Origin of the sequence: Natrinema salsiterrestre (assembly GCF_029502005.1) — an archaeon.
GTDB lineage: Archaea > Halobacteriota > Halobacteria > Halobacteriales > Natrialbaceae > Natrinema > Natrinema salsiterrestre.
The window spans coordinates 318519-333991 of sequence record NZ_JAMQOT010000002.1 but is presented as its reverse complement, the minus strand read 5'-3'; the positions used below and the strand labels follow the sequence as shown (position 1 = coordinate 333991).

15 protein-coding genes, 2 tRNA genes and 1 pseudogene are annotated in these 15473 nt (G+C 61.8%); 9 read left to right on the top strand and 9 right to left on the bottom strand.

The annotated features are described in order from the left end of the window. The first annotated feature begins 28 nt into the window (after positions 1 to 28). Positions 29 to 568: a DUF2243 domain-containing protein gene (locus tag NDI89_RS07100; protein WP_277520818.1), complete on the top strand. Its 540-nt coding sequence runs from the start codon at positions 29 to 31 to the stop codon at positions 566 to 568. Between the two features lie 438 nt (positions 569 to 1006). Here NDI89_RS07100 and NDI89_RS07095 read toward each other — a convergent pair whose 3' ends face one another. The 3 genes from NDI89_RS07095 to NDI89_RS07085 all read right to left on the bottom strand — a co-directional run bounded on the left by NDI89_RS07095 (position 1007) and on the right by NDI89_RS07085 (position 2700). Beyond that, on the bottom strand, positions 1007 to 1414 hold the full coding sequence (locus NDI89_RS07095) for a helix-turn-helix domain-containing protein (protein WP_277520817.1): 408 nt from the start codon (positions 1412 to 1414) through the stop codon (positions 1007 to 1009). Positions 1415 to 1515: 101 nt separating this feature from the next. Beyond that, positions 1516 to 2553, bottom strand: a complete 1038-nt coding sequence (locus NDI89_RS07090; protein ID WP_277520816.1) for a sulfite exporter TauE/SafE family protein — start codon at positions 2551 to 2553, stop codon at positions 1516 to 1518. Next, positions 2554 to 2700, bottom strand: a complete 147-nt coding sequence (locus NDI89_RS07085) for a DUF7512 family protein (RefSeq protein ID WP_277520815.1) — start codon at positions 2698 to 2700, stop codon at positions 2554 to 2556. Between the two features lie 356 nt (positions 2701 to 3056). On the opposite strand from NDI89_RS07085, the gene NDI89_RS07080 reads away from it, so the two are divergent. Then, entirely contained in the window at positions 3057 to 3902 is an 846-nt protein-coding gene (locus tag NDI89_RS07080) for a universal stress protein (protein WP_277520814.1), read from the top strand. Positions 3903 to 4320: 418 nt separating this feature from the next. On the opposite strand, the gene NDI89_RS07075 is transcribed toward NDI89_RS07080, so the two are convergent. The 4 genes from NDI89_RS07075 to NDI89_RS07060 are packed head-to-tail and all read right to left on the bottom strand — an operon-like array spanning position 4321 to position 7759. Continuing rightward, entirely contained in the window at positions 4321 to 5493 is a 1173-nt protein-coding gene (locus NDI89_RS07075) for an inorganic phosphate transporter (protein ID WP_277520813.1), read from the bottom strand. Between the two features lie 50 nt (positions 5494 to 5543). Continuing rightward, positions 5544 to 6005, bottom strand: a complete 462-nt coding sequence (locus NDI89_RS07070; RefSeq protein ID WP_277520812.1) for a YeeE/YedE family protein — start codon at positions 6003 to 6005, stop codon at positions 5544 to 5546. Continuing rightward, positions 6002 to 6559 (bottom strand): YeeE/YedE family protein, encoded by a 558-nt coding sequence (locus tag NDI89_RS07065; RefSeq protein WP_277520811.1) that lies wholly within the window; start codon positions 6557 to 6559, stop codon positions 6002 to 6004. Before NDI89_RS07065 ends, NDI89_RS07070 begins: the two co-directional genes overlap by 4 nt. A gap of 6 nt (positions 6560 to 6565) precedes the next feature. Next, complete coding sequence (locus NDI89_RS07060; protein WP_277520810.1) at positions 6566 to 7759, bottom strand: MBL fold metallo-hydrolase; 1194 nt, start codon at positions 7757 to 7759, stop codon at positions 6566 to 6568. Between the two features lie 255 nt (positions 7760 to 8014). Between NDI89_RS07060 and NDI89_RS07055 the strand changes: the two genes are divergently transcribed. The 3 genes and pseudogenes from NDI89_RS07055 to NDI89_RS07045 all read left to right on the top strand — a co-directional run bounded on the left by NDI89_RS07055 (position 8015) and on the right by NDI89_RS07045 (position 9646). Beyond that, complete coding sequence (locus NDI89_RS07055; protein ID WP_277520809.1) at positions 8015 to 8260, top strand: sulfurtransferase TusA family protein; 246 nt, start codon at positions 8015 to 8017, stop codon at positions 8258 to 8260. Beyond that, positions 8260 to 8868 carry a DsrE/DsrF/DrsH-like family protein gene (locus tag NDI89_RS07050; RefSeq protein ID WP_277520808.1) on the top strand — a complete coding sequence of 203 codons (609 nt, stop codon included), beginning with the start codon at positions 8260 to 8262 and terminating at the stop codon, positions 8866 to 8868. Before NDI89_RS07055 ends, NDI89_RS07050 begins: the two co-directional genes overlap by 1 nt. Before the next feature lie 143 nt (positions 8869 to 9011). Continuing rightward, positions 9012 to 9646 (top strand): annotated as a pseudogene (locus tag NDI89_RS07045) (IS6 family transposase). 356 nt (positions 9647 to 10002) lie between these two features. Here NDI89_RS07045 and NDI89_RS07040 read toward each other — a convergent pair. Next, positions 10003 to 10074 (bottom strand) — tRNA-Ala (locus NDI89_RS07040). A 656-nt stretch (positions 10075 to 10730) separates the two neighbouring features. On the opposite strand from NDI89_RS07040, the gene NDI89_RS07035 reads away from it, so the two are divergent. The 3 genes from NDI89_RS07035 (at position 10731) to NDI89_RS07025 (ending at position 12458) form a co-directional block, all read left to right on the top strand. After that, positions 10731 to 11477 carry a class I SAM-dependent methyltransferase gene (locus NDI89_RS07035; protein ID WP_277520807.1) on the top strand — a complete coding sequence of 249 codons (747 nt, stop codon included), beginning with the start codon at positions 10731 to 10733 and terminating at the stop codon, positions 11475 to 11477. Between the two features lie 25 nt (positions 11478 to 11502). After that, positions 11503 to 11573, top strand: a tRNA-Gly gene (locus NDI89_RS07030). Positions 11574 to 11735: 162 nt separating this feature from the next. Then, on the top strand, positions 11736 to 12458 hold the full coding sequence (locus tag NDI89_RS07025; RefSeq protein WP_345781967.1) for a ZIP family metal transporter: 723 nt from the start codon (positions 11736 to 11738) through the stop codon (positions 12456 to 12458). A gap of 490 nt (positions 12459 to 12948) precedes the next feature. On the opposite strand, the gene NDI89_RS07020 is transcribed toward NDI89_RS07025, so the two are convergent. Further along, on the bottom strand, positions 12949 to 13941 hold the full coding sequence (locus NDI89_RS07020; RefSeq protein ID WP_486641378.1) for a DUF7972 family membrane protein: 993 nt from the start codon (positions 13939 to 13941) through the stop codon (positions 12949 to 12951). Between the two features lie 395 nt (positions 13942 to 14336). Between NDI89_RS07020 and NDI89_RS07015 the strand changes: the two genes are divergently transcribed. Continuing rightward, positions 14337 to 15443: a CNNM domain-containing protein gene (locus NDI89_RS07015; RefSeq protein ID WP_277520803.1), complete on the top strand. Its 1107-nt coding sequence runs from the start codon at positions 14337 to 14339 to the stop codon at positions 15441 to 15443. Positions 15444 to 15473 lie beyond the last annotated feature (30 nt).

Sequence of the window (15473 nt, the reverse complement as noted above, 5' to 3'; positions counted from 1 at the left end):
CTTCCGTAACGGACGCGAACACCGCTTCATGAGCAGCCAACCGGATACCGCATCCGATCGGACGCAGAAGACGGTGACTCGACGCGCTCTCGTCTCGGCAGGAGTGTTCGGATTCGGCTTCAGCGGGTTAATCGACGTTATCGTCTTGCATCAGATCCTTCAGTGGCATCACCTCGTCTCCGGCCTTTATCCGATGTACACGTTGGACGGTCTCGAGATGAATATCCTCGCAGACGGGTTGTTCTCGCTCGGAATGCTGATCATTATGGGAATCGGGGCGGGCCTCGTCTGGCGGTCGGAGCGACGAACTACCGTCCCGTTAGCCGTGCGACCGCTGGCCGGTGCTGCTCTGATCGGTCTCGGTGTGTTCGACGTATATGACGCCCTCATTGATCACGCCCTCTTGGGCCTTCATCGACCCGTGGGCCCTGGCGGTCGACCCCTGTCCCCGGGCGGGCAGTACAATCCCCACTGGATAGCGGTCAGCCTCCTCTTCGTCGCCGCGGGATATTACGTCTATAGAACGGGGATACAGAACCGTAGCGGCAACCCAGACGATCGGCCGTAATCGATCCATCGACGGCTGCTCACCTATGATAACGGTACCTCTCCAACTCCTATCGAAGGCCGGCCTCCTCCTCCAAACGAATCCGTTACATGGTCCTCCGCAAGCGCCACCGACACCGGTCCCACACTGGGTAGTGCTACTTGTCATCGTCCCGACTCTCTGGGTCATTATCGGTGGTATCGTCATCCTCATCGATCGAATTTTGCAACGGATTTGAAAATACGGTACGTAGATCGAGCGACTCTCGGCCTCGAACAACGGATGCTGATTTGACTACGCCACCCGGATCAGTGTGCCGTCCTCGAGCGGCGTGGTGATCCCGAGGGCACCGTGGCTACGGCCGACAACTCTTCTTGCTCGGAACGGAAGCCGAGCGAGACGGCCGCGAGAGCGGTCCGAGAGAAGTGAGAGTACGCCGAAGTCGCGGTCGGTGGACGATCAGCTCCGAGCGGGCACTTCGGTGTCGGCCTCGGCGTGTTCGTACTTGTCCTCGAACTCCTGAATGAGTTGCCCCATCTTCGCGTACCAGTCGTTCAGCTTTCGCTGCATATCGTCCGCGATCTGGGTCGGGTCCGTCGGGTAGTAGACGTGGTAGTAGCCGCCCTGCTCGTAGTTGATCTGCTCTTTCTGGATGAAGCCGCTCTTGAGCAACCGCTGGATCGATCGGTACGCGGTCGACCGCTCTCGGTCGACTCGCTCGGCGACCTCGTCGATCGTCAGCGCTTCTTCGCTTTCGACCATTACCCGGAAACAGTCCTTATCGAGCTGTTTGAGACCGTGGATGCACTCTAGCAACCCTTCGCACTCCATATCCTGCTGTAGTTGCTCTGCCATTGAGTTAGCCATTTTACTGTCTCACGATAGGAACCGCATCGGTATAAGGGTTGTGTGGATATTGTACAATCTCGATGAGCCGCGATCGACTCGGACGAGTAGGGGGAATGACGTCACTCTGCAGACGTCGCGGCCGCATTCGACCGCTTTCGCATCGTCGTGATCGTGCTATAGATCACGGCCCCGCTGACCATGAACGCCGAGAGCAGGATCAAGGCAAAGCTGAGCGTATTCAGCACGTCCATCCCGAGGTAGTCGCCGGCCTGCCGGAACGCGACGGCGATCGAACCACCGACCAGCATCAGTCCGAAGTAGATCTTGATGTCGTCTTCGTCGACGATGCCGGTCGCGGCCGAGCCGATCCGGGCGCCGAGCGCGCTCCCCGCAAGTAGCGGCGCGACGATCGAGAGGTCGACGCCGCCGTTGAGTCCGTAGGTGAACGCGCCGAACCCGCCCGAGAAGACGATCTCGAAGAGGTCGGTCCCGACCGCGACGGGAACCGGGACGCCGATGAGGTAGACCATCGCGGGCATCTTGACGAAACCGCCACCGACACCCAGGAAGCCCGACAACAGGCCCGTGGCGAACGCGACGGCCAAAATCAACCAGAGCGAGACCCGGATTCCGCCGCCGACCGTCATCATCGGCGGGATGCGGTAGGACTGAATCCGCTTCGCCAGGGGTGGAATCGCGTCCGGGTCGAACTCCTCGTCGGACTCGTGGTGGCTGCCACCCGAATCGTCTCCGCCGTCGTTCACGAGCGCGTTTCGGGTGACGAACAGCCCGACCGAACCCAACAGGACGACGTACGTGACACCGATGGCACTGCTGGCGAGCCCCAGCTCCTCGAGGTAGTACACCACTCGACTCCCCACCTCGATGCCGCTCGTCGTCCCGACGATCATCAACCCGCCGAGTTTGTAGTCGACCTGGCCGAGGTCGCGGTGTTTCAACGTCGCGATCGTTGCCGTCCCGAACACGAAGGCCATGCCGCTCCCGACGGCGACTCTGGCGGGATACCCCATCACGAGTAATGCCGGCGTGACGAGGAACGAGCCGCCCATGCCGAAGAAGCCGAACAGGACGCCGACCATGAAGCCGAAGCTCACGAACAGCGCGAGCGTCATCAGGGCGATTCCGAATAGCTCCATCTATGCGCGTGTGATTTTTTCGACGATCGGCGCTGCGACTCGCTCGAGCGCGCCGTACCCGACGTAGAGGACGAACGCCTCGAGGAGGACGGCGCCAACGAGGGCGCCTGACTGTACTGGTGACGAAGACGCTGCGAGGTCGATCATCGATATCGACCTCCGTCGCCCGGTTGTGTGCGGAGCATAGGTTTCTACTCGGTATCGTCTATCCGGAGGATGGGTATAACGCTTTTGGGAATTGCGCACAATATTACTGCAGTCTATCTCACGGCTATCCAACGAGAATATTCCAATAAGTTATGCGGAGACGAGGAACGAACCGACGTTAACTCACTCCGCTGGCGCGCAGTCGGAACGCAGCGATGACGGGTCCGTGAGAAGACACGACACTGTCGGAGAAATTGGAGTCGACGTCCGAATCACCGAACGGAGAGGCCACGGATATTTCGGATTTAGTATTGGTTTCCACAAACAATATTATGGGCCCGAACCCTACACTTGGTATGAGAGCGATCTGTGCGACCGATCTCTCCGCTGCCAGCGAGGCGACGATCGAGAACGAGACCTGTCTCGAGTGCCTCGGCCGAATCGGCGTCGAGGAGATCCACCTCGTGACGGTGATTCCGTCGAACGTCCACGCGGGGATGCCCGGTATCGACTTCGCAGCGCGGCGCGAACGAGCGCTCGAGCGCTATCGAAGCGTCATCGAAGACGCCGGGTTCGACGTCGAGGCACACGTCGTTCGCGGGACGCCCCATCGTCGCATCAACGGGATCGCAGAGGCGATCGGTGCCAGCCTCACGGTCGTCGGCTCACGCGGGAAGAGCCCGCTCGAGAACCGCGTTATCGGGTCGACTGCACGAAATCTCGCGCGGACAACGGTCGTCCCGCTGCTGGTCAATCGGATCGAACGCGGGGCGGACGAGCCGACCGTCGTCCGCGAACACCTGTTCCGGCGGCTGCTGTTCGCGACGGACTTCTCGGAGAACGCCGAACGAGCCTTCGAGGCGTTCTCGTACCTCCGTCACGCGACGCGGGAGGCGACGCTCGTTCACGTCGAAACGCCGAAGGATCCGGCGCTTCCGGAGGGCGCTGACCCCGAAGTGCGATTGGCAGAACTGGCGACCAGGCTCGAGAACTGGGAGATCGAGACGCGAACGGCAGTTCGGCAGGGCGATCCGGCGGACGAGATCCTCGCCGCCGAGGGCGAGTACGAGCCGACGGCGATCCTCGTCGGCTCGCGCGGGCACAGCCGACTCCGTCGACTGTTGCTCGGGAGCGTCTCCGAAGACGTCGTCGCACGGGCGGACGGGAACGTCATGCTGATCCCGCCGGACCGAACGGCCTGACACCGGCCCGATACGATCGGTGAGGATCACCGGCCGCGTACGAGGGCAATCAGCGCGTTTTTCGCGATCCAACGGGTGACCGATTCGCGGCCGAGCGCAGTTGTCGTCGGAACATGACAGCACGCGAATATAGCGCTCGAACGGCTCGACACCCTCGTCCTGAAGTGCGGGGATTCCTCCGTGTGATAGCGGCTGATCGCGGTCCCGAAGCACCCCGACCGAGCCCGTCGTGGGCTGTGCGTGTCTGCGTCGAGTGTCGTATGGACCGTGGACTCGAGCGCCCGGAGCCGGACGTTCTTGACGTCCCCCTCGTTCAAAACGCGGGACTTCTGAAAACTCGCCACGAGTGCCGGGACGAATCGTCACGTCGAACTGACCGTCGATTCGTTCGCGGGGCCGAACGTATCTGCCTTCGGTCTCAGAGATCCAGCAGAAGCATCGACCCGTAGCCGAGCCCGAACGCGAGGAGGAACGATCCGATCCAGGCGCCGACAGTGAATCCCAGCTTTCGGGGGCTGACACCGTCCCCGCCGGCGACCGCGAGCCCGCTGCCGACGATGGCGCTCACGATGATCTCGTTGAACGAGACCGGGACTCCCAGCAGGACCGCGGTCTGTGCGATGAGAAACGAGGGGACGAGCGTCGAAATCGATCGGCGCGGCCCCAGCGACGCGTACTCCTGTGAGATCGACTTGATCATTCGGGGCGCACTCGTCCACGAACCGATGAGGATCCCGACGCCGCCACCGAGCAACACCACGAGCGGCGACACCATCGATAAGTCCTCGAGCAGTGGGAACAGCGGGCCGACGGCCAGTCCGACCTGACTCGCGCCCGCCGAGAACGCCACGAGCGCACCCAGCGAGAGCAGGAACCGGCGCAGACCGCCGACCTGATCGCGACCGACGTCCCATCGAACGACTGACGCGGCGATGGCTCCGAAGCCGAGCGAGACCCCGATCGTGGCGGCGACGCCGTCGACGGGAACCGGCGCGGCCCCGGCGGTGGCGAGCGTGCCCCCGAGCGACGAACAGAACGAGAACTCGAGGTTCGCGACTACGATACCGACGATTCCGGCGAGGATCGGGACGCTGACGTCCTCGGGGACGTCGGGTCGCGGGAGGATACTGGCGAGCCCGTAGGCGATGCCGCCGCCCACGAACGGCGTGAGTACCCAGACCGCGCCGATTTCGGCGTACTTCCCCCAGGCAGGATCGCCGCCGAGCGCGAGGCCGACCCCGATGACCGATCCGGTCACGGTGAACGCGGTCGCGATAGGGTATCCGGTGGAGATCCCGAGCGCCATCAGGCCGGCGCCGAGCAACAACACGACGATGACGCCGGTGATCGGGAGCGTGACTCCCTCGACGAGGCCACTCCCGACGGCTTTCGAGACGCTCGCGCCCTGCGTCACCGCGCCGGCGAACCCGAGGAGACCGACGAGAAACGCGGCCTTCATCGTCGAGATCGCGTTCGCGCCGACGGCCGGTGCGAACGGGGTCGCGCCGCTCGAGCCGGCGCCGATCACCCAGGCCATGAACAGGCTTGCGAGAACGGCGGCTGCGAACAGTAGTATCGTTCCCGGATCCATTAGACGAACCGCCTCCGTTTCAGCTTGTGAGACACGAAATGTGAACGTCGCTAGTCGGCACCTACCGGGGCCGTGGCGGCCGCGGCGCGCTTGCTTCGCCAGACTCCCTGCAGGTAGGCGCCGGCGAACATCCCGGCGATTGCCCACAGGATGGTGACATTGCCGACGCCGAGGCTGGCGTAGGCGGCGCCGGGACAGATTCCCGAGAGCCCCCAGCCGACGCCGAAGATCGCGCCGCCGATCAGGACGTTCCGGTCGAACGGCTTCAGCCGGCGTTCGTACCGATCGCCCGTCAACGGCGCGCTGTCTCGGATCCGGGGCATCACGGCGAAGGCGATCCCGGAGACGATCGCCGCGCCGAACATGACGAACAGCAGTCCGAAGTCCTCGAATTGCAGGAAGTTCAGCACGACCTCCGGACGCGCCATCTGGCTGAACCCGAGCCCGAACCCGAAGATCATGCCGCCGACGAGTATCAGCGGCATGAACAGCGGGTGACGGTCCTCGCTCATGGTGACACCCCCATCGCGGCGACGATTTGAGCGGTCCCGGTGGCGACGGTCAGGAACGTCACTACGCCGACGAGCGACGTCTTCGACGCCGAACCGACGCCGCAGACCCCGTGGCCGGACGTACATCCCTTGCCGATCCGGGTGCCGATCCCGACCAGGATGCCGCCCAGGAACAGCCGCCACGGCTGGACGGCGGTCGACCAGAACGTCACGCCGCCGACCTCGTACAGTTCGCCGGTCGTTCCGGCCTCGTAGAGTGACGTCGTTATCACCCCGGACTGGACCGTCGCCGCGAACGCCAGCCCGCCCAGGATGATGCCGAGCGTGAACACGACGCGCCAATCCCGGGACGAAACGTACTGCTGGAACCGCGACTGCCCGGAGACGTACGACAGCGTCGACTCGAGGAACGTGCTCGCCCCGGCCGGGATGCCGGTCCCGACGTAGATCACGACCGCACCGAGACCGACGAGCAACCCGCCGACTGCGTAGCGGCTAATCCCGCTGGGGAACAGCTCGGCGGCCAGTTGGAGCGGGACTGGGTCAGTTACCATTGGGCGTTAGTCACCGGCCAGGGACTCCTGACTCGCGGCGCAGTTGTTCGGACCGAGCTCGAGTTCGAACGCCTCCTCGTCGTCGGCCTCCTGCTGTCCGAGATTGGTGGAGATGATGTCCTCGTAGTTGGCCGGACGGGGCGGCATGTCCGAGAGGATCAGTTCGACGAACTCGTCTTCGTCCATCGTCAGCGCGTCCATCTCCGCCTCGAGCTGGCCGATCGGTGCCGTGTAGGTGCCGTCGTCGGCGGGCTCGGCGGAGTCGCTGAAGTGCGCCCCGCCGATCAGCGTGTCGTCAGGCAGGGTCAGCACGCGCTCTTGCAGCGTCTCGTAGAGCTGTCGCGCGGCGTCTTCCGCGCCCTCGTCGCCCTCCTCTAAGTCAGGGCGGGCGACGCTCTCGACGAACAGCCCGTCGCCGGTCGCGAGCAGCGAATCCTCGATCAGGTACGAGGTCATCCCGGAGGTGTGTCCGGGCGTGTAGACGGTCTCGATCGTCGCGTCGCCGGCTTCGAACTCGTCGCCGTCCGCTGCGAGAGTCATCTCGTCGGCGTAGGTGACGCCGCGGTTGACCGCCGCCTCGGGGATGACTCCCTCGACGCCTTCCGCGTCGAGGCTACGGACGCCCGAGATGTGATCCGCGTGGATGTGCGTGTCGATCGCGTACTGGAGGTCGGCGCCGAGATCGTCGACGTCCTCGAGGTACCGATCCGCGAACGCGCGCAGCGGATCGATCACGGCTGCCTCGTCGCCGTCGACGACGAGATAGCCGAGACAGCCGCTCGAGGGACGCTGGTACTGGTAGAGCGTTCCCGCACCGCCGTAGCGTTCGACTTCCACGCGCTCGTAGATGCGCGCCCAGCCGTTCATCCCGTCCTCGAGGTGGTCGACGTCGTAGCCGCGCTCTTTCAGCGTCCCGGCGACGTACTCGCTCGAGCCCCCCTTCGCACAGAGGACCGTAATTTCGCGGTCGTCGGGAATCCGTGCAAGGACGTCGCCGTCAATTTCGTCGTCCAGGAACTCGAAGTACGGAATGTTGATCGATTCGACGGTCTCTCCGTCGATCTTCCACTCGTTGTACTCCGATTCCATACGGGTATCGAGGAGCGTGACGTCCTCGCCCGCGTCGATTCGGTCCTTCAATTCGTCTGGACTGACCGATTCGATCTCGACGTCCGGCATTGGAAGATCCATATCGTCCATGTTGTACGGTTTCCAGTATCGGCTACTGGCACTTAAGGGTTTGTATAGTATTTCCTATTATCCACAATACAGGCTAGCCAACTACTCCCTTATTGAGACTATATTTGAGACCACATGCCCGTATACGAGCGATAATAGCCATTTCACACCTTGCTCTGAGACAGGGGTGTTCGTGTATTGTACAATAACCGGAGGTCTTATATGGGTGCCCACAATATTGTGTGATAGCTCCAATACGGAGCACAAAACGAAACCATGAGTTCGGAATACCAGAGCACGGAGACGCTGGACGTGAAAGGACAGTCCTGCCCGATGCCTATCGTGAAGACCAAGCAAGCGATCGACGAGCTCGAGGCCGGCGACGTCCTCGAGGTCGTCGCGACTGACTCGGGCAGCATGAGCGACATTCGGGGGTGGGCCGACGGCACCGACGGCGTCGAACTCCTCGAGCAGGTCGAAGGGGACGACATCTACACCCACTACGTGAAGAAGACGGAATAATGAGCACGGACAATCAAACGACACCGATCGAAGACGGCGAGGCGGACGCCGAATCTAACCCCGAGATCGATACCGCCGAGTTGCAGGCCCTACGCGAGCGCGTCGAGGAGGTAGAGGAGTCGCTCGCAGAGGCGGATCTGGGCGACGACCAAAAGAAGATGACGATCGTGGCGACGCAGGGCAGTTTTGACATGGCGTATCCGCCGCTGATCCTCGCGAGCACCGCGGCCGCGTTCGGCTGGGAGGTCGTCGTCTTCCACACGTTCTGGGGGCTCGACATTCTCCACGAGGAGAAGTCGAAAGATCTCAAATTGAGTGCCGTCGGCAATCCCAACATGCCCGTCCCGAACGCCGTCGCCGCGCTCCCCGGCATGGATACGATGGCCACGAAGATGATGCAGAAGAAGATCGACGACAATGGGACGGCCACCATCGAGGAACTGATCGACCTCTCGCTCGAGAGCGGCGTCGATCTGCAGGCCTGTCAGATGACGATCGAGCTGATGGACTACGACGAGGACGACTTCCACGACGGCGTCACCACCGGCGTCGGCGCGGCCACCGCGTTACAGCACATGGCTGAATCCGACATCCAGCTCCTCGTCTGAGATGACCGACACCGAGTCCACGCGCTCAAAGCCGAGCCTGCGCGCTCTCGAGAAGATCGTCAATAAAGAATTCTTCTCCCTCCCTTCTCCGATGCTGTTCAGATACGGTCTGAAAAGCGAGGCGGTCAGAATTCTAGGTGTCCATGCCAGAACTCAGCCGCCTCACCGGCGCTAGTAGCGGCGTTCAATTAGATTTTGTGGAGCGGGCGGCGATACCGCGCGAACTGATGCGATTGCGTATTCAGCTCCATTTGTCGGGACTATCACTTTCGGATACTGATTCTGTCTTAGAAAGGTTCGGTGTCGAACGGGCGAGATCGACGATCCATAATTGGGTACAGAAAGCCAATCCACAGCCGACGAGGGGAAGCCAGCCGGATCACGTTGCGCTCGACGAAACTGTGATCAACTCGACGATCAGTGCTACTGGCTGTATGCTGCTATCGATCCCGAAACGAACGAATTTCTCCATCTCAAGCGTTATCACACGCATACAATTGCACTTACTGAGATGTTTCTGCGTGAACTGAGTGAGAAACACGGTGTCCAAGACGCCGTGTTTCTCGTCGATTCAGCTCCGTGGCTTAAAGCTGCACTCCATCATTTCGGTCTCCGATTTCGATACGAAAAATATGGAACTCGGAATGCCGTCGAACGTCTATTCAAAGAGATAAAACGACGTACTACGCAGTTCGGAAACTGCTTCAGAAACACCGATCCAGCAACCGCTGAAACACGGTTGCAGAGCTGCGCATACTGCTGGAACCAACTACTCTGAACACTGCCCGCCGCAGAGGGCCGAAGCCTCGGGACAGTGGACGGTCCTCGCGGTTACTTCTCGAGTCACGGCTGACACATCCCATCCTCGAGCGCCGCGCAATGCTTCTCTGGACGGTCGATCTCGCAGCCGCAGAAGTCACAGATCTGTGGCGCGGTCGACGCCGTTCCAGCGTCGAATCACGCAAACCACCTCGATTCCCTCAAATAACCGCCAGCAGGCGCTAGCCCGCGTCTGATTTTCTGATGAAGTCTATTCTCTGAGGGAGTAGTTCTCAGTCAAAAAGTGGCGAATCCAGCCGTTTGGAAGGTCCTACCTTGCGGTAGAGAACCCTCTCCATGGCTTTTAATTACAAGTGGACTCGCCGGGATTTGAACCCGGGGCCTCTCCCATGCCAAGGGAGTGATCTACCCCTGATCTACGAGCCCTCGTACGCATCTCACAGTTCCCGACGGGAATAGATAAACCCCTCGAATTCCTCGAGTCCCCGTCACGCCCCCACATTCGTCTTCCGAGCCGGACCTCGAGCACTCCAACCAAAACCAGGACCATCGATAAGTCCAGCAGCTATGGGTTATAGTATTGACACTATTCGAACGGAAGCGGCGTTTCCGAATCCGTCGCGGGGGGCATGCCCGAAATGCCCCGGGTGCACCACCATCCGGAACGTGGGTTCCAGACTCGGTCCGTTTGCAAGCCATGATTCAGATCGTTCTACCGCGAGATAAACGTCTCGCACGACGGCAGTATCGCCAGCGCAGTCACACTTCGAGTCTGCTCGCCGACGATTTCGACGGCGGTCACCGATGACGGACGGTGATACTCGCTCGTCTGATCCCGTCGTTTCCGAGGCCGCCGAGTCCGGAGATCGCCTGGTCTTCCCGCCGTGTCCGCGGTGTGGCGAGCGGATCATCACCGTCACGCCCCGCGGGCCGCGGGATCACGTGGCGGGGCGTGTGGCTGTCAGCTCACTCGCGCGAAGCGACGCAACTCTGAGAGCGGCGTCTCCGGCCGACACAGCAGCGGACCCACTGCACGGTGGGTTTGCGAACGCTTTTTGCGCGTCCCGCGACGAAATCCGATGATGGCCGGGGATCAGGACCGAACCCGCAGTCGAGACGACGAGCAGGCCCGCCGAGCCGACGTACGCGACACGTACGACCGGATCGCCCACCACTTCGCGTCCACGCGGGAGTACGCCTGGCCCGAAGTCGAGTCCTTCGTCGATGCCCACGCGACCGGCTCGAGCACCGGCAGCGTCGGCCTCGATCTCGGCTGTGGCAACTGCCGCCACGCCGAGCTCCTCGCCGCGGACCTCGAGTCCGTCGTCGGCCTCGACGTCAGTCGCGGGTTGCTCGAGACGGGCCGGGAGCGAGCGCTCGAGCGCGGGTTCGACGTCGAGCTGGTTCAGGGCGACGCCGCGGTGCTCCCGTTGGCTGCCGACAGCGTCGACGTCGCGGTGTACGTCGCGACGCTCCACCACCTGCCGACGCGGGGTGCTCGACAAGAGAGTCTCGACGAACTCGCACGGGTGCTGTCCCCGGACGGACGTGCGCTGGTCAGCGCGTGGTCGACCGCTCACGCTCGGTTCGACGAAAGCGAGGGGTTCGACACGACGGTCGAGTGGACCCTTCCCGGCGGCGAGCCGGTCGACCGCTTCTACCACATTTATTCGCCAGACGAGTTCGAGGCCGATCTCGTCGCCAGCGACCTCGCGCTCCGCGAGTGGGAGCTCTCGAGCGGGAACTGTTACGCGACGGTCTCGGGCGCGTGTGTGGCCGACCGTGGCCAATCGCGGACCGGGGATCGGACCGAAAAGGAAGAGCCTTAAACGTGGGACGAAAACCCGGAGATGCGCGCGGATGGTCTAGTGGTAGGACCTGAGCCTTCCAAGCTCATGGCCCGGGTTCAAATCCCGGTCCGCGCACTTTTCGACGAACGAACGTGAGGAGAAAACGCGCGAGAGGTATCTGAACGAGAGCAGACGCACGCTCACGAGTGAATATCGTGTCCGTAGACGGGGGTATTTCCTCACCCCGAATTTGACGGTGGGTACATTCACCCGGTTCGAGGTACAATTACTGGTCGAATGGTTGGGACCCTGGCTCAAGCGCTTTCGTATACGATGTTGGCAGTCGTCGCCGCGCTCGTCGGAGGGATTCTGGCTGTCTACCGTACGCCGGGATCGCAAATGGAGAGTAACGTCCAACACTTCGCGGCCGGCGTCGTGTTCGCCGCCGTCGCCGCCGAACTGCTCCCGGATGTTCATACACGGGCTCCGGTCGTGGTCGTCGTCGGATTCGCGATCGGTGTCGCCGCGATGCTCGGCATCCATCGACTCAGTAAGTACGTCGAAAAGCGCGGTATCGGCGGGAAGATGGCGGGTGCCGCTGGCCTGCTGATCACCGTGAGTATCGACATGCTGATCGATGGCGTCCTGATCGGCGTGACGTTCCTGGCGGAGGCGGCCACGGGCGTTCTCATTGCAGTGGCACTCGCGATCGAGGTCCTCTTTCTCGGCGTAACCGGCGTCATAGCACTCCCGGAAGAGACGAGTACGCCGAAGAAACTCGCCGTCCCCGCCGGGTTCGGGATTCTACTGCTGAGCGGAGTGACCGCTGGCGTACTCGTGTTCGACGGCGTTACGGGCGCTCCGATCGCGCTCGTACTCGCGTTCGGATCTGCTGCCCTTCTGTATCTGGTGACCGAGGAACTCCTCGTCAAAGCCCAGAAGGTACCGGAAACACCGACATCCACGACGCTGTTCTTCGTCGGATTTCTTCTCATCTTTCTCCTCGATATGTTTCACTGAGCTTTAGAAATGTACGTACCGCTGACTCAGGTCCAGTGCCGCCCGAGAAGTTTGGAATAGTCGTCGTTTCTATGCCTCTCCCGGGTAGTCGTTCGGATCGAGTACAGTCATTTCCCCTGCACCTGTATTAGTCGGTGTCACTCGTATCGGCTGATCTGTTACGTTGCTGTCTCCGTCTATAACCGGGACACCCGAACCACGCTCTTCCGAGGCATCGTCGATACCGGCAGAGACTTCGTTGACGGCGCGGTCGATATCTTGTACCACTGACCGGCCAGCGATCAGTTGTATTCGAACTGTCGCCTTGCGCCATCCAATGTGTCACATGGAACAAGTTCAGGAGGGAACAATCGTCGCGTCCCAATAGCTGGCTGGGACACCAGTCGGAGACCGTCCAGCGATTCCAGACCGGACTCCGAACCCGACAACGGCTGCTGTCCGACCCCGTTACCCACAGCGATCCATAATGCGCCGCCCCGGTCGGGGTAGCTCAATCGTCCCAGTCGATGAGCGGTGCTCGCTCTGATTCGTGGAGGACGAACGGACCGATAGCACCCGACTCCTTCGCGATCGAGGCCGTCCGAAGGACGTACGCAGTGAAGATAAAGAACGGAATCAACGCGAACGTGACGCCGCCGTTGATCAGCCAGACGAGTACGGGGACGTTGAGTACCGTCCCTGACACGGTCCCGGGCTTCAGATAGAGCGCGGCATAGATCGTGACGAGGAGCGCCGGAATTCCCGTATAGAGGATCCGTCGGGAGAGGGTGACCAGTTCCCACTGGAGATAGTGGGCCTTGAAAAACTCTTCCGCAGGGCCGAACAGCTCCAGGATGTCGACCAGATCGTCGATCGCCTCTCGTTCGTCGTCACTCAAACTCTCTCGATGCTCCCAGTACAGCCGACGAACGAGGTAGATCTTCCACGAGTAATTATACGAAAGGGCGGCCTGCATTATCGTGAACTCTCCGAACGGCGCGTCTTCCAGCTCGTCGGTGATTTCGTCGGCGCTCGTAGTGATCCGATCGACTAGCTGATCGACCCGGTTCCGAAGGAGTCGGTCGGAATTTCCGTTCACGGCCTCCCGTACCGTCTTGGCACGATCGACGCTCGTGTTGATGAGCGTACTGAGGAACCGCTCCGGCTTCGGGGGACCAGTCCATTGAAACTCTCGTTCGGAGTCCTTCCTGAACGTCATCGATTTATCCATCCGCTCGCGTTGTCGACCCAGCGATCCGAATTCCTCGGACAGGACGAGTTGGTTGATCGAGACGACCAGCGTCATTCCGGTTATGAGAACACCGACGAGGGTCTGAAACAGCGTCTCGACCGTATCTCCCTCGGTCAATATCGACTGGAAGGGGATGGGAAGGAAACTGAGACCCGTAAGGAGAACGAAGCAAATGAGCGTCAGTATTCCCGTAACGGTCAAGCGGCTCGCGCTGAACAGGACCCAGTCTCTGATTGATCGTCCGTTATCCATTCTCGTTCAGGCGTGTAACCGCTCGCCAGGGGAGTGCGGTTCGACGATCATCTCTCGAGCGGAGCCCAGATCGACCGGGTTCGCCGTGAATCGTCGTCCGGAGGGCCAGCATCCCGTGGACGGTTCTCTTTCTCTGACGGACTCATGCGATACCGGTAGGTTCTACGAGCGGGACTCATTCCGGAGCGCCCAGCACCGAGGTGGTCACCGACTCGAGGAGATTTCCGCCGCGTCAGCAAGCGCTGTGACGCTCGCATCAGGGCTATCCGTCGGGATACGGACGTCGCGGTACACGTCGCGATACTATTTGCCGAACGACAAAAAATATGCCCCCGAGTCGGGTGCCCTCCCCGATGCTTTTTTGCCTCGACGCCGTATCGAGGGACCAGTACTGAATGCAAGCACCCGAAATACTCCTTCGTCTCGTCGCGGGTGCCGCATTGATTCTCGCCAACGGGTTTTTCGTCACTATCGAGTTCGCACTGACCCGCGCCCGCCAGTATTCCGAAGCCGAGTTCATGGAACCCGGTCTCGAACGCGCGTGGGAGATGACCGAGGACCTCGAAATCTATCTCACCGGGTGTCAGGTCGGTATCACCGCCGCTAGCATCGCACTGGGTATCGTCGCCGAACCCGCGCTCGCAGCGCTGTTCGAGCCGTTGTTCGGCGGGACGGTTCTCGCGTCGATCGGCGCGGGCGTGATCTTGGCGTACATCATCGTGAGCCTGGTACACAAGGTCTACGGCGAACAGGCTCCCACCTACCTCGGCGTCGAGCGCTCGAAACAGGTCTGCCGCTACGGCGCGACGCCGCTGTACTGGTTCACGTGGGTCATTCGACCGATTCTCCGCGTCGGTGACTGGGTGGCGAAATGGACGCTGTCGCTGTTCGGCGTCGAGATGACGGGGGCGTGGCTCGAATCCGACGGCGAGGACGTCGAGGGGCGTGCGGACCTCCACCGACAGCTCGGGTCGATACTCGACGACGGTGATCTTTCCGAAGAACGTCGCCAGGAGGTGATGAACGCGTTGGTGGTCGAGGAAATCCCCGTCCGCGACACCATGGTGCCGCGCGAGGAGATCGCCGCGCTCTCGACCGAGAACACCCCCGAGGAGAACCTCGCGGTCATCGAGGAGCATCCCCATCTCCGCTTTCCGCTGGTCGGCGAGGACATCGACGATTTCCGGGGGGTCGTTTACCTCGCGGCGGTCACGAATCAGTTCGAGGCGTTCAGAAACGGCGAGACCGACATCGAAGACCTCGCCGAGCCGCCGATGACGCTGCCGGCCGACGAGGAAATAAGCGCCGCTATCGACCGCTTCCAGACGGAAAATCAGGAGCTCGCGCTCGTCACCGAGGAGAGACGGGTCGTCGGCCTGCTAACCTCGACGGACGCCTTCGAGGAAGTGATGGGCGAACTCGAGGACCCCATCGACGCCTACCAGCGCGAACAACGCGGGGACGACGCATCGGGACTGGACTCCCAGAGCGACCCGGCTTGAGACATCTCGTGAGGACGGGACCCGTCGGAG

Bases quoted from the DNA above. Each gene is read 5' to 3' on its own strand.
- NDI89_RS07050 (WP_277520808.1), top strand. From the start codon at position 8,260: ATGAGCACGGACAATCAAACGACACCGATCGAAGACGGCGAGGCGGAC.
- NDI89_RS07090 (WP_277520816.1), bottom strand. From the start codon at position 2,553: ATGGAGCTATTCGGAATCGCCCTGATGACGCTCGCGCTGTTCGTGAGC.
- NDI89_RS07095 (WP_277520817.1), bottom strand. From the start codon at position 1,414: ATGGCTAACTCAATGGCAGAGCAACTACAGCAGGATATGGAGTGCGAA.
- NDI89_RS07075 (WP_277520813.1), bottom strand. From the start codon at position 5,493: ATGGATCCGGGAACGATACTACTGTTCGCAGCCGCCGTTCTCGCAAGC.
- NDI89_RS07070 (WP_277520812.1), bottom strand. From the start codon at position 6,005: ATGAGCGAGGACCGTCACCCGCTGTTCATGCCGCTGATACTCGTCGGC.
- NDI89_RS07025 (WP_345781967.1), top strand. From the start codon at position 11,736: ATGGTTGGGACCCTGGCTCAAGCGCTTTCGTATACGATGTTGGCAGTC.
- NDI89_RS07060 (WP_277520810.1), bottom strand. From the start codon at position 7,759: ATGGACGATATGGATCTTCCAATGCCGGACGTCGAGATCGAATCGGTC.
- NDI89_RS07100 (WP_277520818.1), top strand. From the start codon at position 29: ATGAGCAGCCAACCGGATACCGCATCCGATCGGACGCAGAAGACGGTG.
- NDI89_RS07080 (WP_277520814.1), top strand. From the start codon at position 3,057: ATGAGAGCGATCTGTGCGACCGATCTCTCCGCTGCCAGCGAGGCGACG.
- NDI89_RS07015 (WP_277520803.1), top strand. From the start codon at position 14,337: ATGCAAGCACCCGAAATACTCCTTCGTCTCGTCGCGGGTGCCGCATTG.
- NDI89_RS07065 (WP_277520811.1), bottom strand. From the start codon at position 6,559: ATGGTAACTGACCCAGTCCCGCTCCAACTGGCCGCCGAGCTGTTCCCC.
- NDI89_RS07035 (WP_277520807.1), top strand. From the start codon at position 10,731: ATGGCCGGGGATCAGGACCGAACCCGCAGTCGAGACGACGAGCAGGCC.
- NDI89_RS07055 (WP_277520809.1), top strand. From the start codon at position 8,015: ATGAGTTCGGAATACCAGAGCACGGAGACGCTGGACGTGAAAGGACAG.
- NDI89_RS07085 (WP_277520815.1), bottom strand. From the start codon at position 2,700: ATGATCGACCTCGCAGCGTCTTCGTCACCAGTACAGTCAGGCGCCCTC.
- NDI89_RS07020 (WP_486641378.1), bottom strand. From the start codon at position 13,941: ATGGATAACGGACGATCAATCAGAGACTGGGTCCTGTTCAGCGCGAGC.